The following is a 21,749-nucleotide window of genomic DNA, read 5'->3' as shown; positions in this document are numbered from 1 at the left end:
TCGCCCCACGTGCGTGATCAGATGCCCGGACCGGCGACGTACTGGAACGGGGTCGGAGCCGTGGCGCTGCCGGCCAGGGTGGTGACCGTGATGTCGGCGGGGCCGGGCTGCCCGTCCGCCGTGGGCGGCGAGACCGCGGACACGCTGGCGTCGCTGATGACGGTGAACGGCGCCGCGATGCCGCCGAAGGTCACCGACTGGGTGCTGGCCAGGTTGGTGCCGGTGATGGTCACCGCGGTACCGCCGGAGGGCGGGCCCGAGGCGGGCGTGAAGCCGGTGACCGTCGGCGAGTCCACATAGGTGTAGGAGAAGCCGTTGTTGGTGCCGCCCGCGGTGGTGACGCTCACCCCGACCGGTCCGGCCGCGGCGCCGGCCGGTACCACCGCGGTGATCTGGCTGTCGGAGATCACGGTGGGCGTCGCGGCGTTGGCGCCGAAGGTCACGGCGGTGGCGGTGGACAGCCCGGTGCCGCTGACGGTGATGGTGTTGCCGCCCGCGAGCGGTCCGGAGGTGGTACTCAGCGCGGACTTGAAGGGCGCGCCGACGTAGAAGAAGTTCAGCGGGTTGCTGGTGCCGCCGGGTGTGGTCACGGTCACCGGCACCACCCCGCTGCCGGACGGTGAGACGACCGTGACGGAGGTGGGGGTGTTGCCGGTGATGGTGGCCGGCTTGCTGCCGAAGTGCACGGCGGTGGCACCGGCGAGATTGGTACCGGTGATGGTGACGGTGGTGCCGCCGGCGGTGGAGCCTTGGCTGGGTGAGATGGGCATGGCGCATTGCCCCCTCGGCAAGGGCGGTAAGGACGGTGCGTGGACGGGACCGGACGGGCTGGACCCGCTCGCGCTCACGGCGGTCCGGTGCGCGACCGCGGGCCATGGGGCACCCGCCCGGTCCTCCTCGCGGTACGCCTGGCGCCTGGCACCGACGAGGACGCGGCGCCCCAGCGCCGGAAAGAAACCGGCGGGGGTTCCACCGCACACTTTCAGTAATCCATCCGACGTAGCCCGCCACAAGAAGGGGTGACGCCACATCACCCGAATGGCCGGGCGTGCGGGACATACGGGGTCGGGCACGGTACGCGCCAGGCCCGCCGACCGCCCCGTACCCGCCCCGGCACGCCCCTCTCCGACCCCGGAAGGGCCTCCGGAACGGCCCACCGGAAGGGCCCACCGGAACGCCTCATTCCATCCCGGGCCGCACCTCTCACCCGTTCCTGTGACCCATCGGACGGACGGGTCACTTCCGTACCTCTCGGGCGTATGCTCTTGCCACATGGGGGCGGAAATGGGCATGACCGCCGATGAGACCTCCAGCGGGGGGACTTGGCGGGTGAGGATCCGCAGTGCGGCCGGCGACGTCCTGGGCGCCGGGGTCCTGCTGGGCAGCGAGACGGTGCTCACCTGCGCCCATGTGATCCCCGACGACGGGCTCCCGGTGCCCGCCACCGAGGTCCTGGTCGACCTGGTCGAGGTGGCCGACGCCGAGCCGGTGCCCGCGCGCGTCGCCGACGGCTGCTGGGTGCCCCAGCGCTCCGACGGCTGCGGCGATGTGGCGCTGCTGCGGCTGAGCCGGCCGCAGCCCGCCGAGCACGCCGCGCCGCTCTACCGGCTGCCGCCGGTGCTCGGCCGCCCGGTGTGGATGGGCGGCTTCCCCGAGGGCCTGGACAACGGCCACTACCTGCGCGCGAAGACCGCCGGGCGGGTCGGCCCCCGGGCGGAGTGGGTGGGGCTGGACCCCAAGTCGCCCAGGGACGTGGTCCGTAAGGGCTTCAGCGGCGCCGGGGTGGAGGACGAGGCGACCCGGCATGTCATCGGCATGGTCGTCAGCCGGTACGACGACCCGGTGGACGTCCCCTCCGCCGAGCGCCTCAGCGTGTCGTACATGATCCCGGTCGAGACGATCCTGCGCCATCTGCCGGTGGTCCACCGCTGGGTGCGGGGTGCCCGCGGGGTGGACCGGCCGCTGGTCTCCCGGCTGACCGCCGGCGTCCAGGACGTCGGCTTCGCCCAGCGGCTCGCCGTATGGCTGCGCCGGGAGCCGCTGACCGGGCGCGCGGGCATCGCGGACGTGGAGACCGTGGTCATCGAGGACGACGACCGCGTGCGGTACGAGGCGCTCAGCCGCGCCGTCACGCTCGCCGACCGCGAGCTGTCGGGCGGCGGCCCGGACGAGGCGGTCTCCGCCGCGCCGCACGGCACCGTACCGCCGCTGGGCAGTGTGGACCTGGCCATCGACGTCACCGGGCGCACCGACACCGAGGTCGCGCTGCGGGTCGCGGACCGGATGGATCTGCGCTCGCCCGGCGACACCTCCCCGCTCAGCCGGGTCCGGGCCAACGCCGTGCCGCTCACCATCGTGGCCGTCGGAGTGGACCGCGCCCACGACCCGGAGGCGCTGGTCCGCTTCATGAAGCTGCTCGCCGACCGGGGCAGCCGGCTGATGCTGGTCTTCCGCGACCCCCACTCCCGGGGGCTGCGGCTGGCCGAGCGGCTGTTCCGTCCGGAGGCCGACCGGATCGGCACCTGGCTGGACGAGCTCGCCGGGCGGGTGGCGCTGGCCGCCGACCGCGAGCACGAGGCGGCCGAGCGCGGGGCACGCCGCTCGTCCTTGTCGACATCGCACGCCGAGGACGCCACGGCCTTACGGATCAACCTGACCCGGCTGCGCTCCGACCCGGATCTGGGCTCCCACCGCGTCGTGGCCAAGCTCGCCGCGTTCGAGCACTCGGTCCGGAGGGTCACCGAGCGGGCCGAGGAGACGCTGCGGGTGATCGACGCGCAGCAGCCGCGGGTCCAGGAGCTGAAGTGGCAGCTGGCGTCGTACACCGCGATGCTCGGGGCCAAGGCGGAATCCGAGCGGGCGGAGCTGATCCCGCTGCACCGCGCCGCGGTGCGGCTGCTGGCCGAGGTGCCGTGCGATCTGCCGGAGGCGTGCCGCGCCGTGGACCGGTTCGTGGCCGCCGTGCACACACCGCCGGAGGGGGAGGCGCCATGACGGCCATGACGGACCCGACGGTCTGCGACCGCCCGGACTGCCGCGGCGAGGGCCTGGGCCGGATCAACGCCCGGGGGTTCTGCTCGGAGTGCGGCCGCAGACCCCGGCCCACCGCCCCGGCTCCCGCGGCCACGCCCGCGTCCGCGTCCGCGCCCCCGGTGGCCCCGGCTCCCGGCGGTCTGGTCTCCGAGTCCACCGCGGCCACGGCCCGCGCCCGTCGCCGCGCCGTGGCCCGGAAGTTCACCGTGCGGCCGGCCGGCGAGGACCCGCTGGACCTGCCTCGTGTCGAACTGCCCTCGCTGCGCGACCTGGTGATGGACGATCCGCGGCCCCCCTCGCGCGGCCAGACCTGTGGCCGGGAGGGGTGCGACGAGATCGTGGGCGCGCCCTACGCCGGACAGCCCGCGCTCTCCCGGGGCTACTGCCCGCGCTGCCGCCATCCGTTCGACTTCACCCCCCAGCTGCGCCCCGGGGATCTGCTGGGCGATCAGTACCGGGTGATCGGCTGTGTGGGATACGGCGGGCTCGGCTGGGTCTATCTCGCCGAGGACACCCAGCTGGACGACCAGCCCGTCGCCATCAAGGGCCTGATCAACAACGAGGACGAGGCGGCGCTGCGGGCGGCGGTCGAGGAGCGCCGCTATCTGACCATGCTCGACCACCCCGGCATCGTCCGGATCATCAACTACGTCAGCCGGCCCGACCCCCGGGACACCGGCGCGCTGACGGGCTACATCGTGATGGAGTTCGTCGACGGGATGACGCTCGACCAGATCAAGGACCACATCGCGGACGCGGTGAGGCCGTACGACGGGCCGCGGCTGTACGAGCACATCCTGGCCTACGGCTGTCTGGTGCTGCGCGCGGTGGGCTATCTGCACGGCGAGAAGCTGCTCTACTGCGATCTCAAGCCGAGCAACGTGATGCACCACGAGGACCGGGTCAAGGTGATCGACCTCGGCGCGGTGCGGCGGCTGGACCAGCGGGACGGCGAGCCGCCCGTGATCACCGAGGCGTTCGCCGCGCCGGAGGTGCTGGCCCGGGGCGCCTCGGCCCTCACCGAGCGCCATGACCTCTTCGGCGTCGGCAGGACCCTCGAAGAGCTGTCGGACCAGGCCACCCGGCAGGCCCAGCGGCCGCCGGGCCTGGGTGCCGAGTCCTACCGCCGGGTGCTGGCCCGCGCCACCGCGGCCGACCCCGAGCGGCGGTTCGGGTCGGCGGCGGAGATGTCCGAGCAGCTGTGGGGCGTACTGCGGGAGATCCACGCGCTGCGGCTGCGCCGGGAGCAGCCCGAGCCGTCCACGCTCTTCGCCCCGGCCTCGGCGCTGCTGGACGCCTCCCTGGGCCGCATCCCGGGCCTGGAGCGCTGGCTGGCCGGTAACCCGCGCCCGCTGCTGGCGTCCGGGCTGCCCCGCCCCGAGCGGGTGCCGCTGGGGCTGCCGGTGCCCTTCCCGGACCCGGCCGATCCGGGAACGGCACTGCTGGGCATCCCGACCGACAGCGGTCCGCGGCGGCTGATCGAGCAGCTGCACGCCTTCCCCCGCCCCTCCGCCGAGATCCGGCTGCGTACCTGCCGCGCCTATCTGGAGCTGGGCGAACGGGACGCGGCCGCCGAGGAGCTGGCGATCGCCGTGCGGCTGATCGGCGCCGCCGCCCGGTACGACTGGCGGCTGTCCTGGCACCGCGCCCTGCTGCGGCTCGCGGACGGCGCGGTGGCCGACGCCCGGCGGGAGTTCGACGAGGTCTACAGCGCCCTGCCCGGCGAGTACGCGCCCAAGCTGGCGCTGGGCTACTGCGCCGAGTACCTGGGCGACCACGAGTCCGCCGAGCGGTTCTACGAGGCGGTGTGGCAGCGCAACCGCTCCCAGGGCAGCGCCGCCTTCGGGCTGGCCCGGCTCCGGCTCGCCGCGGGCGACCGGGGCGGGGCCGTGGACGTGCTGGGCGGGGTGCCGAAGGTCTCCCGCCACTACGACGCCGCGCGGATCGCCATCGTGCGGGTGCTGTCGGGGCGGCTGGGACACCCCGACGCCCTGCCGGCCGCCGAGGACCTGGCGGAGGTGCGCACCCGGCTGCCCCGGCTGTACCTGGACGAGGGCCGGCCGTCCGGCCCGGCCCGCGACCGGCTGACCGCGGAGACGCTGGAGGTGACGCTGGACTGGGCGGAGCGGCAGCCGGGGCCCGGCGGGCCGTTCGGACCGCCCGGCCGGCCCGCCGGGCCCGGGGGCCGCCTCCCGGCGGGAGCCGGGGGCGAGCCGAAGGGGCGCGTCGCTGTCGAAAGGCGGCACGTCGCTGCCGAAAGGGAGAGCGGCGAGCCCTCACCCCAGGAGCTGGTCTTCGGCGAGTGGGCGAGCGAGCACGCGCTGCGCGAAGAGTTGGAGGGGACCCTTCGGCGGCTGGCCCGGCAGGCGGACAGTCCCGAGGCACTCGGAGTGCTGGTCGACCGGGCGAACGCCGTCAGGCCCATGACTCGCTTCTGACAGGGGGATCGGATGAGCGAGGACCACGGAAGGCACGGACACCACGGCCCGGCGGGCGCGGCGCAGGCCCCGGCCCTCACCCTGCGGGTGCACCAGAACAAGTACCTCCCCGCCTCCGCGGGCCGCACCGAGATGCACGCCATCGTCAGCGTGCGGGCCCAGGGGCTGGGCCCGGCGGCGGCCCGTACCGCCGCGTCCGAGGTCATCGTCATCGACTGCTCGACGTCAATGAGCTGGCCGCCGACGAAGATCGCGGCGGCGCGGCGGGCCACCGCCACGGCGGTCGGCGTGCTCCGCGACGGCACCCGCTTCGCCATCGTCGAGGGCACCGAACAGGCCCAGGTGGTCTATCCGTTCACCGGTGGTATGGCGGTGGCGGGGCCCGACACCAAGGCCGCCGCCGCGCGGGTCGCGGCCCGGCTGCCCGCGGTGGGCGGCACCGCGATGGGCTCCTGGCTGGATCTCGCCCGGCGGCTCCATCTGCGGCAGCCCGCCGCGCTCCGGCACACGCTGCTGCTCACCGACGGCCGTAACGAACACGATCCGCCCGGCTATCTGGATCAGGTGCTGGACGCCTGCGCACCGCATTTCACGTGTGACGCGCGCGGTATCGGCGAGGGCTGGGACGCCGCCGAGCTGAAGCGGATCGCGCGCCGGCTGCACGGCAGGGCCGACGCGGTCCTCGAGGACTCCGCGCTGACCGCCGAGTTCGAGCGGATGGTCTCCGCGTCGATGGCGAAGGCGCTGGCCGGGGTGCGCATCCGGATCCGCACCCGGTCGGGTGGCCGGGTCGGCTTCGTCAAGCAGGTGCATCCGTCCCGGGTGGACGTCACCGACGAGGGCGTCCGCCCCGATGAGCGCACCTGGGAGTGGCGGGCCACGGCGTGGGGCGACGAGGTCCGGGAGTACCAGGTGTGCGTGGTCGCCGATCCGCGCGGCGATCCGACGGGCGAGGACGTGGAGCTGGCCGCCGTGGACCTGGCGGTGGAGGGCGACACCGCACTGCCGCCGCCCGAGCCGGAGTCGGTGCTGGTCCAGTGGACGGACGATCCGGTGCTCTCGTCCCGCATCGATCCCCGGCTGGCCCATTACGACGCCGACTCCGAGCTGGGCCACGCCATCACGGCGGGCTGCGACGCGTACGAGGCGGGTGACCGGGAGACGGCCCGCCGCCAGTGGGGGCGCGCCGTCCAGCTCGCCCATCAGCTGGGCGGTGAGAAGATGCTGGCCCGGCTGGGCGGGCTGGTCCACATCGACGACGCCGCCGCCGGCGAGGTGCGGATCCGCGAACCCCTCCGGCCGCTGGACCTCAACTCGGCGATCATCGTGTCGGAGGAGAGCGTCCGGTTCGCGGGCCTGGCGCCCCCGGAGCCCGCCGCGCCGCCCGCCGCCGATGTCAGCTGCCCGGTCTGCCGGCGCCGGTCGCCCGCCACCGCCGGGTTCTGCCAGCAGTGCGACGCTCCGTTGCGTGCCGGGCCGGGCGGCGCGGGATGAGCGGCACCCGTGCCTTCCTGGTGCGCCGGCTGGTCGCCCTGCTGGTGGTCACGGCGGCGGCCGTGGCCACGCTGCTGGCCGCGTACTACGGCGTCAGCCGCAATTCGGCGGCGGTGACCGACCGGTCCACTCCGGCGATACTCCAGGTCGCCGCCGCGACGGAGGCCCTCAGGGGCTCCTACCGCGAGGCCGAGGGCGCCCTTACCGGCGCCACCGGCGATGTGGAGGGCCTCGGCGAGAACTACCGCACCAGGCTGTCCACGGCCAACCAGAGCCTCGCCCAGGCGGTGAAGAGCACCACCGGGGGCGAGCCGGCCCGCCAGTCGCTGCTCACCATCGCGGGCCTGGTCTCCTCCTACAGCGACATCATCGAGCAGGCGTATGTGCACCGGGGCAACGCGAATCTGCGCGCCGCCTATCTCTCCTACGCCCGCACCATGCTGGAGCGCGGCGACGGCGACATCCTGGAGCGGCTGGGGGCGGTGCAGAGGCGGCAGCTCCGGGTCCTGAACCAGCAGACCTCCTTCGGCTGGCTGTTGTCATGTGCCTGGTGGGTGCTGGTGCCGGTGCTGTTCCTCACGCTGGCGGCGCTGCTCGTGCACACCCAGCGCTTCCTGCGGCACCGCTTCCGCCGGCTGGTCAACCCCTGGCTGGCGGCGGCGACCGGGCTGCTGATCGCCGTGGTCCCGCTGGCCGTCTTCACGTACCAGACCCAGGACCGGCTGGAGTCGGCCCGGATCAGCCTGAGCCAGGACGACATCGGCTCCGCCAGCGGCGGAACGGCCAAGAGGGTGACGGATACCCTGCGGGACACCCACTGGCGGGCCGGTGCGGTCGGCTGGATACCGCTGGGCGGCGCGGTGCTCGCGGCGCTGATCGTGGCCGGTCTCCAGCCGCGTATCGACGAGTACAGGTTCCAGCCCCGATGAGCGCCGCGAACCGCCCCCGGCAGGTGACCGCCGCCGTCCTCGGGCTGTGGCTGGTGGTGCTGTGCGCGCTCACCGCGGGCGACACGGGCGGACGGCAGTCGCGCGGCGGCGTCACCGTGCTGGCCACCTGGACCGGCGCCGAGGGGCGTGCGTTCCGCGAGCTGCTGGACACCTTCACCCGCGACCACGGCATCCACGTCGACTACCAGGGCACCACCGCGCTGCGCGAGGTGCTGTCCTCGGAGGTGGACGCCGGCACCCCGCCCGATATCGCCGTACTGCCCAGCTCGGGCGAGCTGGCGTCCTACGCCCAGCAGAACCTGCTGGCCCCGCTGGACGGGGTGCTCCCGGCCGGGCGCACGGCCTACGGCGCGCTGTGGACGCCCCGGCTGACCGCCGGCGGGCCGGTCTACGGCATCGCGGTCAAGGCCGATCTGAAGAGCATCGTGTGGTTCGACCGGGACCGCCGCCGGAGCACGCTGCCCGCCCTCGCCGCCGACGGGCGCCAGTGGTGCGTCGGCATGGGCGGTGACGCGACCTCCGGGTGGCCGGGCACCGACTGGATCGAGGATCTGCTGCTCCAGCAGCAGGGCCGGTCCGTCTACCAGGACTGGGCGACCGGCGGGCTGCCGTGGACCGACCCCCGGGTCGAGCGGGCGTGGCGGAGTTGGGGGTCGCTCTTCGGCATGGACACCGCGCGGACCGCGCTGATCACCGACTTCCGCGCGGCGGGCGCCCGGCTGTTCGCCCCGGACCCACCGTGTGCGCTGGAGCACCAGGGGTCGTTCATCCGCGGTGGCTACGCCCGCCCCGCCGACGCGGACTTCGTCTTCTCCGCCGGACTGCTGCCGCGGGCCGACCGGCGGTCCACCGCCCGGGAGGTGTCGGCGGACTTCGCCGCGATGTTCCGCGGCACCCCGCAGGCGCGGGAGCTGATGCGCTACCTGGCCTCGGCCGACGCCCAGCGGGCCTGGGGCAGCAAGACCGCCGGCGACAGAACCCACCCGTTCTTCGCCAACCGCGACGTGCCGCTCGACGCCCAGGGCGACGACGCCGTGGACCGGAGGATCGCGACGACCCTCCGGGACTCGGCGTCGCTGTGCCTGGACGCCTCCGACGCCATGCCCACACGGATGCGGCTCGCCTTCCAGCGGGCCGCGCTGACCTACCTCAGCGACACCACCCAGCGGCCGGACGGGCTGCTGCGCAGTCTGGAGAAGGTCCGTCAGAGCCTGCGCGGCGACCCCGACCAGCCCTGGCTGTCGACGGTCTGCGGCTGAGCGGGGCCCGCCGGCGGTTCCCCGCCGGTACGGGCCCGCCGACGGTCCGCGACCGATACGGGCCCGTCGGCGGTCCCGGCCGAGAGCGGCTCAGGGAGCCATCTCGTCCGGGCAGGGCGTACCGCGCGGCAGCTGGTACTTGCCCGTTATCCGGTAGACGCCGGCGCGGGGGGCGTGCAGCACCGTCCACTCGTCCTCCGGCTGGCCCTCCTCGCCGCCCTCGATCTGCTTGGTGAGGCAGCCGTGGCGGTTGACCGGCAGTCCGTCGTCGTGCTCCGCCTTCGGGGCCCGGACGCTGTGCCCGTCCGCGTCCATCAGGCCCAGCCACGGCGAGTACGGGATGCGGATGAGCACCGGACCCTTGGAGCGGACCTTCAGCACCAGCTGATCGGCGCCCGCGCGCTGCACCGTGGCCGGCGGGTCGGCGATCTGCGTCGGGTTCTTGACCTCGTACAGCTTCCAGTTGGCGTCCGCCCACACCTGGCGCAGATACGGCAGGCCGGTGCCGAGCAGCTTGGCCTCCTGCTCGGCCGCGGTGTCCGGGTTGTCCGCGGGCAGCACCACGAAGTGCACCGCCCAGCGCCTGAGCCATTCGAGGTAGGTGGCCGGGGTGAGGGTGTCCTCGCCGTAGAAGATCGGGTTCCGGTCCAGGTCGCGCTGGCGGTTCCAGCCGCGCGCCAGATTGACGTACGGGGCGAGCGCGGAGGACTCGCGGTGGCTGCGCACCGGGACCACCTCGACCCGGCCCCGGTCGGCCTTCTCCCGCTTGAGCCGGTCGACCAGCGGCGCCAGCTCACGGGCCCAGGACGCCGAGGGCGTGGTGTGGATGACGTCGTCGGCGGTCTTGACGCCCTGCCACACCGTGACCGTCGCCAGCGCCAGCACCAGGACGGTCCAGCGGCGGCCGGCCGTCGTCGAGCGCAGCTGGTCGCGCGGGGGCTTGCGCACCCCGGGCAGCACGGCGAGCAGCACCACTCCGCCGAAGATCATGCCGAGCCGGGAGATGTTGGTGCCGATCTGCGAGGGGATCAGCCAGGTGAGCACCACCCCGAGGCAGTAGAGCCCCGCCCCGACGCGCACCGTCGTCCACTCGCGCGGCACGCACAGCAGCGTGGCGGCGCCGGTGATGAACGGCAGGATCACCGACCCGATGGACATCGGCTGCTCACCGGAGAACGGGAACAGCCACGCCGACAGGCCGACCACCAGCGCGGGCGTGACCCCGAGCGCGTACGCGGCGGGGCGCCGCTTGGTCAGCCACAGACCGGCGGCCACTATGCCCACGAACAGACCGGCCACCGGGCTGGACATGGTCGACAGCGCCGCCAGCAAGGCGGCCAGCAGGAACCGTCCGGTCTTGTGGTGCCAGTGCCGGGACCGCCACCGCCGGGGCCAGGCGAAGATCACGGCCACCGCCGCGAGCCCGAACATCGCGCCGAGCCCGAAGGTCACCCGCCCCGAGATGGCGTTGCAGGTCAGCGCGAACGCGCCGTAGAGGGCGGGCCACATCGGCCGCCGCACGGCACGGCTGCGCACCAGCAGCAGCGCGAGCAGCCCGGCGGACAGCGTCCCCGCGATCATCATCGTCGAGCGGACCCCGAGGACCGCCATCAGATAGGGCGAGATGACGCTGTACGAGACCGGGTGCATCCCGCCGTACCAGGCCAGGTTGTACGCCGAGTCCGGGTGCTGGAGGGCGAACTCCGCCCAGGCGTCCTGCGCGGCGAGGTCCCCGCCGCTGTTCGCGAGCAGCGCCACCCACAGCAGGTGCAGCACCGCGGCGGCGGCCAGGGCGGCCGGAACCGGATGGCGCAGCGTCTGCCAGGCGCGCCGGAGCAGCCCACCGGAAGTGGCCCGCTCCCCCTCCCGCTCCGCCTCCGCCGAGCCCGGCGGCTCGGCCGGCCAGCGCTGCGCGGGTACGCGTATTCGTGCGGCGGTGCTCTCCTCCGAGCCCCCGCTTTCTTCGGACCGTGTCGGATCCACGGTGGTCACTGCGGCTCTCCCCGTCTTCCCCCGAGGTCTGCCCCATCGTCCTCAACCCCGCACCGGGTCGCTCCGGTTCATGCGGCGGGTCCAGGCCGGGGACGCACGCGACGCTAGCACGCGCGGGCGGCCCCCAGCCGTGTCGGGCCCCGGCGGCGTTTCGCACCGGGACCGCTTCGCCCGTCCCCTATACCCGGATTCCCTCGCGGGTCAGCTGATACGGGTCAGTTTCGCGCCGAACGACGGCTCGGACAGATCCTCCTGAAGGGCCACCGGCGCCGTGAGCTGTCCGGGACCCGTGCCCACGGTCACCTCGCCGATGACCGTGCCCGCCTTGGCGGAGTGCGGCACCTTCTCGCCGCCGTCGCCGATCTTGATGTCGACCGTCAGCCCGGACCAGCCGACCGCCTTCAGATCCTTGGTGGCGACGACCGGCGTGGTACCGCCGAGCCCGTCGTCGACCTGACCCACGACATCGCCCTTCTTGATGACGGTGGCCGAGGTGAGGGCGTCCTGCACGGCGGTGATGAGCTTGTAGCTGTTGGTCTGCGCGAGCTGGAGGCTGGCGTCCAGCGTGGTGGTCGCGCGCTGTTCGAGGACGACACCGAGGATGCGCTGCTTCTTGCCGTCGATCGTCCGCACGGCGGCCCACATCAGCGCACCGCCGGCCGGGGTGGACGAACCCGTCTTGATACCGATCACGCCCGGCTTCACCAGCAGATTGTTGTTGTTGTAGATCCGGTCGTCGAGACCCGGGACCTCGGTGTTGGGCGTGGCCACGACCGCCCGGAACGCCTCGGACTGCATCGCCGCCCTCGCCAGCTTCAGCTGGTCGGCCGCGGTGGACTTGGTGGACTCCTTCAGACCGCTGGGGTCGGTGTAGGTGGTCTGCTTCATCCCCAGGCTCTTGGCCGCGTCGTTCATCTTCTCGATGAACGCGTCCAGCGACCCCGCGTCCCAGCGGGCCAGCAGCCGGGCGATGTTGTTACTGGAGTTGATCAGCAGCAGCTGGAGCAGCTGGTGCTGGGTGAAGGTCTGCCCCTCCTTGACCGCCGCCCGCGACTCGTCGGCGGACTTCGCCTCCTTGGCCGCCTGCGCGTCGATCTTGATCTTCGGGCCCTCTTCGCCGGCCTTCAGCGGATGGTCCTTGAGCACCACATAGGCCGTCATGACCTTGGTGACACTGGCGATCGGCACCGGCTTCTGCTCCCCGGAGGTGCCCAGGCTGCCCACGCCCTCGACCTCGGCGGCGGACTGCCCCTGGTCGGGCCAGGGCATGGCGAACCCGTCACCGCCGAAGCGGTAGGTGGCGTCGGCGGTGAGCTTCAGCTCCGGGTCCGGCAGCGGCCGCAGCGCCTGGACGACGCCCAGGATGATCACCAACAGCACGACCAGCGGCGTCCAGATCTTGATCCGGCGGATCGCCGTCCGCACCGGCGTCTCGGGCTTGGGCGGCGTGTTGGTCAGCTGCGCCAGCAGATCGAGCGGTGCGGGCTGCTTGCCGTCCGGCGACAGCGGCGGCAGCGGCTGCTGCTTGGTCCGCTCGGCCTCGGGGACCGCCGCCGAGGCTGCGGTCCCCGACGGCGCGGCGGGCGCGGCCGGGCGCCGCGGCGGCGCCGGGTCCTCGGGCGACCGCAGCGGTACGAACTTGCTGGTCCGCTCGTTGTCCGACTCGCCGACGGACTTCTTGCCCGACGCCTTCGCGTCGGCTGCCTTCGCGTCGGGCGTGGCCTTGTCGGTCTTGCCGGGCGGGGTGCTGACCGCCTTGAAGGCGGTGGTCGGCTGGTCGACGCCCTCCTTACCGCTCTTGCCGCTCTTCTCGGGAAGCGCGCCGAAGGCGGCCGTCGGACGGTCGACCGGCTCACCGGAAACGCCACCGCCCGCATCCGACGCCTCGCCCTTCCCGGCCGCGTCCTCCTTCTTCTTGGGCTCCCCCTCGCCGCTCTTCTCGGGAAGCGCGCCGAAGGCGGCCGTCGGACGGTCGACCGGCTCACCGGAAACGCCACCGCCCGCATCGGACGCCTCGGCCTTCCCGGACCCGCCCTCTTCGGACGCCCTCGGCTGCACCGTACGGAAGACGGCCGTCCGCTGATCGACCGACGGCTCGGACGGCTCGTCACCGTCCCCGTTCCGCCCGTCGTTCTTCCGGTCGTTCTTCCCGACGTTCTTCCCGTCCTCGGACGCGCCGTCAGCCTTGTCGGGCTTCGCCTTGTCGGTCTTCGCCTCGTCGGCGTCCGCTTCCGCCTCCGCGTCGGGCTCGGACACGCCCCCCTTGGGCGATCCGCCGGATACGCCGGAGCCCTTCTTCACCTCGCCCTCAGACTCAGGCGCCGCCCCCGACGTCCCGGAATCTTCGCCCGGTTCACCATCGCGAACACCTGAAACATTCGCGTCACCCTCGTCGGCCGCCGGTGCCTCCGGTTCCGCTTCGGCCTCCGTTTCGGCCTTCGCCCCGGACCCGCCGGACCCCGAGCGGAGGTCGCCGGACACGACGGCGACCGCCGTCGAACCCTGGGCCGCCTCCGCGTCACGCGAGACCGCGAGCCGCGGATCGCGCTCTCCCCTAGCCGTCTCCCCCGACGACTTCTGCTGATCCGACCTGCCGGGGGACTCGCCCGCCACCGATGCCTCCTCGATATGTGTCGCGGGACGCCTTACGCCCCATGGCGTCACGTCCCGCAGCCCAACCTCTACCAGTGTCCTGTGTGTCCGGCATGCGCTCGCGCATCGCCACAGCCGGAGGGCGTCCTCAGGTGCCCGTCAACCCGCTAGACGAGAACGACATACCTACAGGTTCCCATCCAAACCCCCCAGGCACTCTCGACAGACCAATGTGGCAGGGGTCACCCTGTCATTCATCCACGCGGGGAGGCATGGATGGGCAGGAGCCGCAGAACAATTCCGGAGGAGCTTCTGCTGCTCGCTTTGGACCCGACCACGGGTACCACGGCGCAGCCGCAGTCGCTCGACCTCGGTCTCGCCGGAGCGCAGCTAGTAGAGCTGGCTCTGGCCGGACGGATAGCCCCTGACGGGGATCGTATCGCCGTGGTGCTGCCACGGCCGACCGGAGATCCGACTCTGGACTCCGCGCTCGAACTGCTGCGCCGTCGCGGCAGCCCGGTGCGCGCGGTCCACTGGATCGGCGGGCCCCGGCTGGGGCTGCGCCAGACGTACCTCACGCACCTGGAGCGCTGCGGCATGGTGCATGCCGTGGAGGGCCAGATGTGTGGCGTACTGCCGACGACGCGCTACCAGGCGACGGATACGGCGATCAGCCGGGAGATCAGGGCCCGGCTGGACAGCGCGATCCGCACCGGCGTACCGCCGGACCCGCGGACCGCCGCGCTCGCCGCCCTGGCCCACGCGGTCGGGCTCGGCAAGCACCTGTATCCCGGGAACGAGGGGCGTTCCTCGCGCTCCAGGCTCCGGGATCTGATCCGGCACGACCCGATGGGCGGTCTCGTGGCGCACGCCGTGATGGACGTGCAGAACGGTGTCGCGGCGCAGCCACGGCGCACGCCGGCCGGAGGCCGACAGGCGGGGACACGCGCCGCGGCGGAGCCCGCGGCCGGCGTTCCGGCCCAGCCGTCCCGCCGCGGGGGCATGGCCCGCGTCGGAGCGCGCTGAGGCCCCTTCGGGGCACCACCGCACCACCACGCACCACCAGCCCGTCGAACGCACCAGCAGCCCGTCAGCGGGGCGGCGGACCCCGTTCCCGGCACCGCCCGGGGCGGATCGCCACCGTCCGGCTCCGAGCAGCACCCAGCACCACTGACGCTCCACCAACCGCACCGCAGTCCCCATCGACCCGGTTCGGGAGCCGCTGAAGCGCGCGGGGTGGTGGATCGGCCGATTTGGACGACCGGCCGTTCCACCGCCCCGCGCGCGCGTTCGTCCACCGTGGTGCGGCCGCCTTTGTGCGGCCATTTCCCAGCGCGGCCCCGTCCGGTAGTGGCAGGCTGCTGAACAGCAGAAATCAGCAGTACGAAGCCGGAGGTGCACGTCCTGTGACATCGAACGTCGGTCCCACTGTCCGGCGACGCCGGTTGGGCCAGGAACTGCGCAGGCTCCGCCAGGAGAAGGGCATGACGGCGGAGGAGGTGGCGGAGGAGCTGATGGTCTCCCAGTCGAAGATCAGCCGACTGGAGAACGGGCGCCGCAGCATCAGCCAGCGCGATGTGCGCGACCTGTGCCGCACCTACAAGGTGGAGGACAAGGCGCTGGTCGATTCCCTGATGCAAATGGCGAAGGAGTCGCGCCAGCAGGGGTGGTGGAACGCGTTCGGCGACGTGCCGTACAGCGTCTACATCGGCTTCGAGACGGACGCGGCGTCCCTGCGGGTCTATGAACCCCAGGTGCTCCCCGGCCTCTTGCAGACCCCCGAGTACGCGGAGGCGGTGATCAGCGGCGCCCTGCCGGAGGCCCCGCAGGACCAGATCGCCCAGCGGGTCCAGGTCCGGCTCAGGCGCCAGGAGCGGATCACCGACCCGCTGTCCCCGCTGCGGCTGTGGGCGGTCGTGGACGAGGCGGCGATGCGGCGGGTGGTCGGCAATTCGAAGATCATGAGCGATCAGCTGGACTATCTGGTCCGGATGAGCCATGAGCCCCATGTGACGGTGCAGGCGCTGCCGTTCGACATGGGGTCGCATCCGGGAATGAGCGGCCAGTTCACCATCCTGGAGTTCTCGGATGAGTCGGACACCAGCGTGGTCTATCTCGAGGGCGTCACCAGTGATCTGTATCTGGAGAAGCTCAGCGATGTGCAGAGCTACAGCATGATGTACGAACATCTGCGGGCCCAGGCGCTGAACGCGGATCAGAGCCGCCAGTTCATCACCGAGGTGGCCCAGGAGCACGCCCGCCGGCACGCGGAGAGCGAGGCGAACCAGACGGACTGAGGGGACACGGAAACGCTCCGGCGCGAACGACAGAAGGACGCGAACGACGCGAACGACGAGGGGCGGAGGCTACACCTCCACACCGCGCTGAGGAAGGGGCCGTAGGAATATGCCATCCGGTCGAGTGAATGGCCCGCTTTCCAGACGATGTTGCCGAGTAACGTCGATGACGCCTCCAATCGGGGGTGCGTCTCATCAACAAAAAGCATCGGAGCAATCGTGTCCATTCAGCAGGGAAAGACGAGCATGTGGGTGAAATCCTCGTACTCGGCCGGAAACGGCGCTTGCGTGGAGATCTCTTCCCCGGTCACCAGCGAGATCGCCGTGCGCGACTCCAAGGACCCGCAGGGACCGACGCTCAGCTTCGCCCCCGCATCGTGGTCGGCCTTTGTCGCCGACGTCAGCCGTGGCGCCTTCGACCTCGACTGACCAGCCCGCATACGAGCCCTCTCGACCGGCCGCCGTCCCCGCCGAGAGGGCTCATGGCGTTTCCGGCGCTTTCCTTCGCGTTCGGGATTTCCCGGCGCTTCCGCTTCAGCGGAGTTCATCCACGTATTGGTCCGTACCGGGAATCGTCGGAATGAACGGCGCCATGAATTCCACCCGGCCGAGACCGGCATCGGCCACCTCGTCATCGAGACCGGTGAAACAGCGGTCCCAGCATTCCCGGGGATCGGACTGGAGGAACCAGAGCAGGGTCAGCCGGGTGTCGACGCCCTCGACCTGCTTCACATACGACATCCGGTCCGAGGGAAGCGGGGTCGGCCGGAAGACCGTGACCAGCGCGGCGGGCGAGCCCGCGAGCCGACGCGGCAGATGTCGGGATCTGAGCCATTCGAGCAGCTCTCCCCGCCGCTCCGGGCGCTCGCTCTCGATCACCTCCAGCACCAGTCCGGCGTAGGGGTGGTCCAGCGCGTGGTGGTCGCGCGGACCGGCCGCCCCGTCCCGGTAGACGGTGGCCTCGTGGTCCTGGAAGGCCGTGAAGACGTGCGTGCGCTCCTGATAGACCCGCCCGTCCCGGCCCAGCCGCCGGTTGATCGCGACCGTCCACCGCATATGGTCCGCGTAGCGCCCTTCGGTGAGCCAGTAGACGGACAGATAGCAGCCGGCGGTCACCGGCCGGGCGATCGCCGACTTCTCCGGATAGCGCAGCAGTTGCAGCTCACGGGTGGCGACCCAGCGGCGGCCCGCGTAGATCCACGGCATGGCCATCGCGCCCGCGATGAAGTGGTCGTCCTCGTACCAGCGGTTGTAGGCGTACTCATGGCCCGGATGCGGCTCGACCATCGTGATCAGGGCGTGCCCCGGGCGCACCCCGTACGGACCGACGGAGGCCAGTTCCGCGTACGCGTCGCTCGTCATGTCCCTCAGGTTTAGCTGACGCCACGTCAGTTCGGGAAGGGGTGGACGGAGAGAACGAGCGGAATCGGGCGCCGGCCGGACCAGGGACCGGATCGCGGACCGGGCCGCGAAGCGGACCGCAGACCGGATCGTGGACAAATTAATTGCACACCGCACGCTTCCCCGTAGGGTGCTGGTCAGATCCGTCGAGCCGAGGAGTCGTCCCATGCGTGCCGATGTGCCGCCCCTTGCCGCCCGAGCCGCCTCCATCGGGGGCTCCCCGGTACGTGACATCCTCGCGGTCACCGCGCGCCCGGAAGTGATCTCCTTCGCGGGCGGGCTGCCCGCCCCCGCCCTCTTCGACATCGCGCCCATCACCGCCGCCTTCGAACGCGCGCTGGCCGAGGCACCGCAAGAGGTCCTCCAGTACTCGACCACCGAGGGCCTCCCCGTGCTGCGCGCCGCCACCGCCGCCCGGCTGACCGCCCGCGGGCTGCCGACCGACGCCGACGACATGCTCATCACCAGCGGCTCGCAGCAGGGTCTGAGTCTGCTGGCCACGGCGCTGCTGGAGCCGGGCGACGTGGTACTGGTCGAGGACCCCACCTACCTCGCCGCCCTCCAGTGCTTCGCCTTCGCGGGGGCCCGGGTCGTGCCGGTGCCCTGCGACGACCAAGGGCTCGACCCGGCGGCGCTCGAGACGATCGTCGCGCGGGAGCGGCCCAAGCTGCTCTACACCATCCCCACCTTCCAGAACCCCACCGGCCGCACCCTGCCGGCCGCGCGCCGCGGGGCCGTGGCCGAGATCGCCGAGCGGCACGGGCTGTGGATCCTGGAGGACGACCCGTACGGGGAGCTGCGGTTCGCGGGCGAGGCACAGCCGTGGATCGCGGCGGATGAGCGGGCCGCCGACCGTACGGTGCTGATCGGCAGTTTCTCCAAGATCATGTCTCCGGGGCTGCGGCTGGGGTGGTTGCGCGCCCCGGCGGCACTGCGCCGCGCCTGCGCGGTCGCCAAGCAGGCCGCGGATCTGCACAGCCCGACGATCACCCAGGCGGTGATCGCCCGCTATCTGACCGAGGCGGACCTCGACGCCCATCTGTCCCGGGTGCGCCATGCCTACCGGGAGCGCCGCGACGCGCTGCTGGCGGGGCTGCCCGAGGCCCTTCCGGTCGGTTCGCGGTGGAACGAGCCGGAGGGCGGCATGTTCGTCTGGGCCTCGCTGCCGCAGGGGTACGACGCCACGGAGCGGCTGCGGGAGGCGGTGCGGCACGATGTGGCCTACGTGCCCGGCGCGCCCTTCTACGCGGACCGGCCGGACCCGGCGACGCTGCGACTGTCGTTCGTCACCCACACGCCGGAGGAGATAGCCGAGGGGCTGCGCCGTCTGGCGAAGACCTTCCGGTAGGAACCTCCCGTGACGGTCCCCACGGCGGTCCTTCCGTGTCGGTCCTTCCGTGACGGTCCTCCCGTGTCGGTCCTTCCGTGACGGTCCTTCCGTGTCGGTCCTTCCGTGTCGGTCCTTCCGTGTCGGTCCTTCCGTGTCGGTCCTTCCGTAAGGACGTCTTGCGGGTAACCGCCCGGAGGCTCTGGCCTTCTGGTGGCAGTCCGCCTAACCTGACGCGACGCCAGGAACGGGAGGTGCCGCCATGCCGTTGCGGGGCAAGACCGTCGTCGTCTCCGGGGTCGGGCCCGGACTGGGGGCCCGGGTCGTGGCCGCGTGCGTCCGGGACGGGGCCCGCGTGGTGATGGGGGCGCGGACCGAGGAGCGGCTGCCGAAGGTGGCGGAGGAGGCCGATCCGGGCGGTGCGCACACCGCCTGGCGGGCCACCGACATCGCGGACGAGGCGCAGTGCGAGGCGCTCGCCGCCCTGACCCTCGACCGCTTCGGCGGGATCGACGCCGTTGTCCATGTGGCCGCGCTGGACAGCCACTTCGGCGGGCTGGAGGACGCGGACTTCGTCTCCTGGGCCCAGGTCGTGGACATCAACCTGTTCGGGACGCTCCGGATGACCCGCGCCTGTCTGCCCGCGCTCAAGCGGAACGGCGGCTCGGTCGTGCTGATCGGCACCCAGTCGTCGTCCGCCGCCCCCACCGAGGTGCGCCAGACCGCGTACGCCGCCTCCAAGGGCGCGCTGACCTCCACCATGTACGCGCTCGCGCGGGAGCTGGGGCCGCACCGGATACGGGTCAACACCGTGCAGCCCGGCTGGATGTGGGGGCCGCCGGTGCGGGCGTATGTGGCCTTCACCGCGCGGACGGAGGGCGTGACCGAGGCCGAGGTGCTGAACCGGCTCACGGACCGGATGGCCCTGCCCGAGTTGGCGACGGACGGCGATGTGGCGGAGGCCGCGGTGTTTCTGGCCTCCGACCGGGCTCGGGCGATCACCGGGCAGTCGCTGCTGGTGAACGCCGGTGAACTGATGCGTTAGCGCGACTCCTGTCCGGCCTTTCGGGATCCCGCTCCCGACGACCCATCGATCGGTGGGTGTGCGTCTGACGAAGTGCCCGCTCATCGTGGGTTGTCGGACTCGTTCACGACAACGATGCATCAGGTCAAGAAATCGTAAAATGGTTCTACGCTCTGACTTGCGTTCACATTCATGACCATCGAACCCTTGACCGGTCACCCGTGGGAGCGGTTCAATCCCGGAAGTACCCCGCTCCCGCTCGGGGGAACCGCCCCTGGACACGTCACCGACGAAGTGCGCTCCCGTTCATATGGCGGACCCCTGGAGGGGACATGAACAGTCTCGACTGGGTCGTACTGATCAGCTACTTCGGTGTCATGGTCATCATCGGCCTCTGGTCCCACAAGCGCGTGGACAACGTCAGCGACTTCTTCACCGCCGGCGGCAAGATGCCCTGGTGGCTGTCCGGGATCTCGCACCACATGTCCGGATACAGCGCGGTGATGTTCACGGGATACGCGGCCATCTCCTACCAATACGGCATCACCTCCTATGTCACCTGGTCCTTCCCGATCGCCATCGGCATCGCGATCGGCGCGAGCCTCTTCGCACCCCGGCTCAACCGGGTGCGCAGCAAACTCAAGGTGGCCTCACCGCTCGAATACCTGAAGAGCCGCTACAACGTCCCCACCCAGCAGGCGCTGGCCTGGTCCGGGGTGCTGTTGAAGATCGTCGACGTGGGTGCCAAATGGGCCGCCATCTCCACCCTGCTGTCCGTCTTCACCGGCGTCTCGCTCAACCAGGGCATCCTGATCACCGGTGCGGTCACCGCCGTCTACTGCACGGTCGGCGGTCTGTGGGCCGACGCGCTCACCGAACTCGGCCAGTTCATCATCCAGTTCGTGGCGGGCATCTCGATGCTGATCGCCGTGCTCCATGAACTGGACGGCTTCAGCACCTTCTGGAGCGTCTGGGACGACCTCCCCAGCAGCCATCACGAGCCGACCGTCGGCCCGTACACCATGACCTTCCTGCTCGCCTACCTGTTCATCAAGACCTTCGAGTACAACGGGGGCATGTGGAACCAGGCGCAGCGCTACATGGCGACCGACAGCGCCCACTCCGCCAAGCGCTCGGCCCGGCTCTCGGCCGTCCTGTGGTTCGTCTGGCCGCTGGTCCTGTTCTTCCCCATGTGGGTCGCGCCGCTGATCATCAAGACGGACAAGCCCGACGACTCCTACGCCGCCATGGCCGAGCATCTGCTGCCGCACGGTCTGCTGGGCCTGGTCATCGTGGGCTTCTTCTCACACACCATGGCGATGTGCTCCTCGGACGCCAACGCGATCGCGGCCGTGGTGACCCGGGACATCATGCCCGCGCTCTTCAGGTCCGTCCGGGAATGGTCCACCCGCACCGGGCTGCTCGCCGCCCGCTACACCACCCTGCTGTTCCTGGCCCTGTCCATGGCCATCGCCACCCAGGTCAACTCGCCCTTCTTCGGCGACATCATCACCGTGGTGATCAAGTGGGTCGCCGGGCTGATGGGGCCGATCGCGATCCCGATGATCCTGGGCATGCTGCGCGCCTTCCGCACGTCGGGGCCGACGGCGGCGCTGGTCAGCTGGGGGCTCGGTCTGATCGCCTTCTACCTGGTCAACTACCCGATCAACGACGCGATCGACGGTGGCGTGAACCTGGAGTACCAGGTCTCCATCCCGCTCGCGGTCTCGCTCGTGCTCTTCATCGTGGTCGGCTACCTCAAGCCGGAGGACACCCCGGAGCGCGACGCCATCCTGGACTCGCTCAACTCGGACGACGACGGGCCGGGTACGGCGGGTGCCGCGCTGTCGGTGCCGGGGCAGGGCCCGGCCGACCGCAAGCCGGTCGCGGGCGCCACGGAGTGACGGCTTCCGCGCCACGGTCATGACCCGGGCCGCCGGTC

15 protein-coding genes are annotated in these 21,749 nt (G+C 71.9%); 11 read left to right on the top strand and 4 right to left on the bottom strand.

The annotated features are described in order from the left end of the window. Window positions 1-17: 17 nt before the first annotated feature. Window positions 18-770, bottom strand: a complete 753-nt coding sequence (locus N6H00_RS23880; RefSeq protein ID WP_268973877.1) for an IPT/TIG domain-containing protein — start codon at window positions 768-770, stop codon at window positions 18-20. 520 nt (window positions 771-1,290) lie between these two features. Here N6H00_RS23880 and N6H00_RS23875 point away from each other — a divergent pair. Genes N6H00_RS23875 through N6H00_RS23855 form a run of 5 tightly spaced genes read left to right on the top strand, consistent with a single transcriptional unit; the run spans window position 1,291 to window position 9,174 of the window. Further along, on the top strand, window positions 1,291-2,994 hold the full coding sequence (locus N6H00_RS23875) for a S1 family peptidase (RefSeq protein WP_268973876.1): 1,704 nt from the start codon (window positions 1,291-1,293) through the stop codon (window positions 2,992-2,994). Then, the gene (locus N6H00_RS23870) at window positions 2,991-5,471 is read left to right on the top strand and encodes a serine/threonine-protein kinase (protein WP_268973875.1); all 2,481 of its coding nucleotides are present in this window, start codon (window positions 2,991-2,993) and stop codon (window positions 5,469-5,471) included. The genes N6H00_RS23875 and N6H00_RS23870 overlap by 4 nt, the downstream gene beginning before the upstream one ends. Before the next feature lie 12 nt (window positions 5,472-5,483). Then, complete coding sequence (locus N6H00_RS23865) at window positions 5,484-6,965, top strand: VWA domain-containing protein (RefSeq protein WP_268973874.1); 1,482 nt, start codon at window positions 5,484-5,486, stop codon at window positions 6,963-6,965. After that, window positions 6,962-7,894 (top strand): hypothetical protein, encoded by a 933-nt coding sequence (locus N6H00_RS23860; protein WP_268973873.1) that lies wholly within the window; start codon window positions 6,962-6,964, stop codon window positions 7,892-7,894. The genes N6H00_RS23865 and N6H00_RS23860 overlap by 4 nt, the downstream gene beginning before the upstream one ends. Next, a complete protein-coding gene (locus tag N6H00_RS23855; protein ID WP_268973872.1) occupies window positions 7,891-9,174 on the top strand; it encodes an ABC transporter substrate-binding protein in 1,284 nt (427 codons plus the stop codon). The genes N6H00_RS23860 and N6H00_RS23855 overlap by 4 nt, the downstream gene beginning before the upstream one ends. A 90-nt stretch (window positions 9,175-9,264) precedes the next feature. Here the strand turns inward: N6H00_RS23855 and N6H00_RS23850 are convergent, their stop codons facing one another. Then, on the bottom strand, window positions 9,265-11,166 hold the full coding sequence (locus N6H00_RS23850) for an MFS transporter (protein ID WP_268973871.1): 1,902 nt from the start codon (window positions 11,164-11,166) through the stop codon (window positions 9,265-9,267). 201 nt (window positions 11,167-11,367) lie between these two features. Next, entirely contained in the window at window positions 11,368-13,779 is a 2,412-nt protein-coding gene (locus N6H00_RS23845) for a D-alanyl-D-alanine carboxypeptidase family protein (protein WP_268973870.1), read from the bottom strand. A 255-nt stretch (window positions 13,780-14,034) separates the two neighbouring features. On the opposite strand from N6H00_RS23845, the gene N6H00_RS23840 reads away from it, so the two are divergent. The 3 genes from N6H00_RS23840 (at window position 14,035) to N6H00_RS23830 (ending at window position 16,484) form a co-directional block, all read left to right on the top strand. Next, entirely contained in the window at window positions 14,035-14,784 is a 750-nt protein-coding gene (locus N6H00_RS23840) for a GOLPH3/VPS74 family protein (RefSeq protein ID WP_060949392.1), read from the top strand. Between the two features lie 380 nt (window positions 14,785-15,164). Beyond that, window positions 15,165-16,055 carry a helix-turn-helix domain-containing protein gene (locus tag N6H00_RS23835; protein WP_268973869.1) on the top strand — a complete coding sequence of 297 codons (891 nt, stop codon included), beginning with the start codon at window positions 15,165-15,167 and terminating at the stop codon, window positions 16,053-16,055. Window positions 16,056-16,274: 219 nt separating this feature from the next. Next, entirely contained in the window at window positions 16,275-16,484 is a 210-nt protein-coding gene (locus N6H00_RS23830; RefSeq protein ID WP_268973868.1) for a DUF397 domain-containing protein, read from the top strand. A gap of 105 nt (window positions 16,485-16,589) precedes the next feature. On the opposite strand, the gene N6H00_RS23825 is transcribed toward N6H00_RS23830, so the two are convergent. After that, a complete protein-coding gene (locus N6H00_RS23825) occupies window positions 16,590-17,417 on the bottom strand; it encodes a hypothetical protein (protein ID WP_268973867.1) in 828 nt (275 codons plus the stop codon). A 205-nt stretch (window positions 17,418-17,622) separates the two neighbouring features. Here N6H00_RS23825 and N6H00_RS23820 point away from each other — a divergent pair, with 205 nt between their 5' ends. The 3 genes from N6H00_RS23820 to N6H00_RS23810 all read left to right on the top strand — a co-directional run bounded on the left by N6H00_RS23820 (window position 17,623) and on the right by N6H00_RS23810 (window position 21,711). Further along, a complete protein-coding gene (locus tag N6H00_RS23820) occupies window positions 17,623-18,804 on the top strand; it encodes an aminotransferase-like domain-containing protein (RefSeq protein ID WP_268973866.1) in 1,182 nt (393 codons plus the stop codon). Between the two features lie 241 nt (window positions 18,805-19,045). Further along, a complete protein-coding gene (locus tag N6H00_RS23815; RefSeq protein WP_268973865.1) occupies window positions 19,046-19,828 on the top strand; it encodes an SDR family oxidoreductase in 783 nt (260 codons plus the stop codon). A gap of 311 nt (window positions 19,829-20,139) precedes the next feature. Then, on the top strand, window positions 20,140-21,711 hold the full coding sequence (locus N6H00_RS23810) for a sodium:solute symporter family protein (protein ID WP_268973864.1): 1,572 nt from the start codon (window positions 20,140-20,142) through the stop codon (window positions 21,709-21,711). The last annotated feature ends 38 nt before the right edge of the window (window positions 21,712-21,749 follow it).

The sequence above is a fragment of the Streptomyces sp. S465 genome, assembly GCF_026898115.1.
Taxonomy (GTDB): Bacteria; Actinomycetota; Actinomycetes; order Streptomycetales; family Streptomycetaceae; genus Streptomyces; species Streptomyces luomodiensis.
The sequence above is the reverse complement of the archived record's forward strand: the minus strand, read 5'-3'. Positions and strand labels throughout refer to the sequence as shown.

Bases quoted from the DNA above. Each gene is read 5' to 3' on its own strand.
- N6H00_RS23810 (WP_268973864.1), top strand. From the start codon at position 20,140: ATGAACAGTCTCGACTGGGTCGTACTGATCAGCTACTTCGGTGTCATG.
- N6H00_RS23820 (WP_268973866.1), top strand. From the start codon at position 17,623: ATGCGTGCCGATGTGCCGCCCCTTGCCGCCCGAGCCGCCTCCATCGGG.
- N6H00_RS23875 (WP_268973876.1), top strand. From the start codon at position 1,291: ATGACCGCCGATGAGACCTCCAGCGGGGGGACTTGGCGGGTGAGGATC.
- N6H00_RS23860 (WP_268973873.1), top strand. From the start codon at position 6,962: ATGAGCGGCACCCGTGCCTTCCTGGTGCGCCGGCTGGTCGCCCTGCTG.
- N6H00_RS23840 (WP_060949392.1), top strand. From the start codon at position 14,035: ATGGGCAGGAGCCGCAGAACAATTCCGGAGGAGCTTCTGCTGCTCGCT.
- N6H00_RS23815 (WP_268973865.1), top strand. From the start codon at position 19,046: ATGCCGTTGCGGGGCAAGACCGTCGTCGTCTCCGGGGTCGGGCCCGGA.
- N6H00_RS23870 (WP_268973875.1), top strand. From the start codon at position 2,991: ATGACGGCCATGACGGACCCGACGGTCTGCGACCGCCCGGACTGCCGC.
- N6H00_RS23855 (WP_268973872.1), top strand. From the start codon at position 7,891: ATGAGCGCCGCGAACCGCCCCCGGCAGGTGACCGCCGCCGTCCTCGGG.
- N6H00_RS23825 (WP_268973867.1), bottom strand. From the start codon at position 17,417: ATGACGAGCGACGCGTACGCGGAACTGGCCTCCGTCGGTCCGTACGGG.
- N6H00_RS23880 (WP_268973877.1), bottom strand. From the start codon at position 770: ATGCCCATCTCACCCAGCCAAGGCTCCACCGCCGGCGGCACCACCGTC.
- N6H00_RS23865 (WP_268973874.1), top strand. From the start codon at position 5,484: ATGAGCGAGGACCACGGAAGGCACGGACACCACGGCCCGGCGGGCGCG.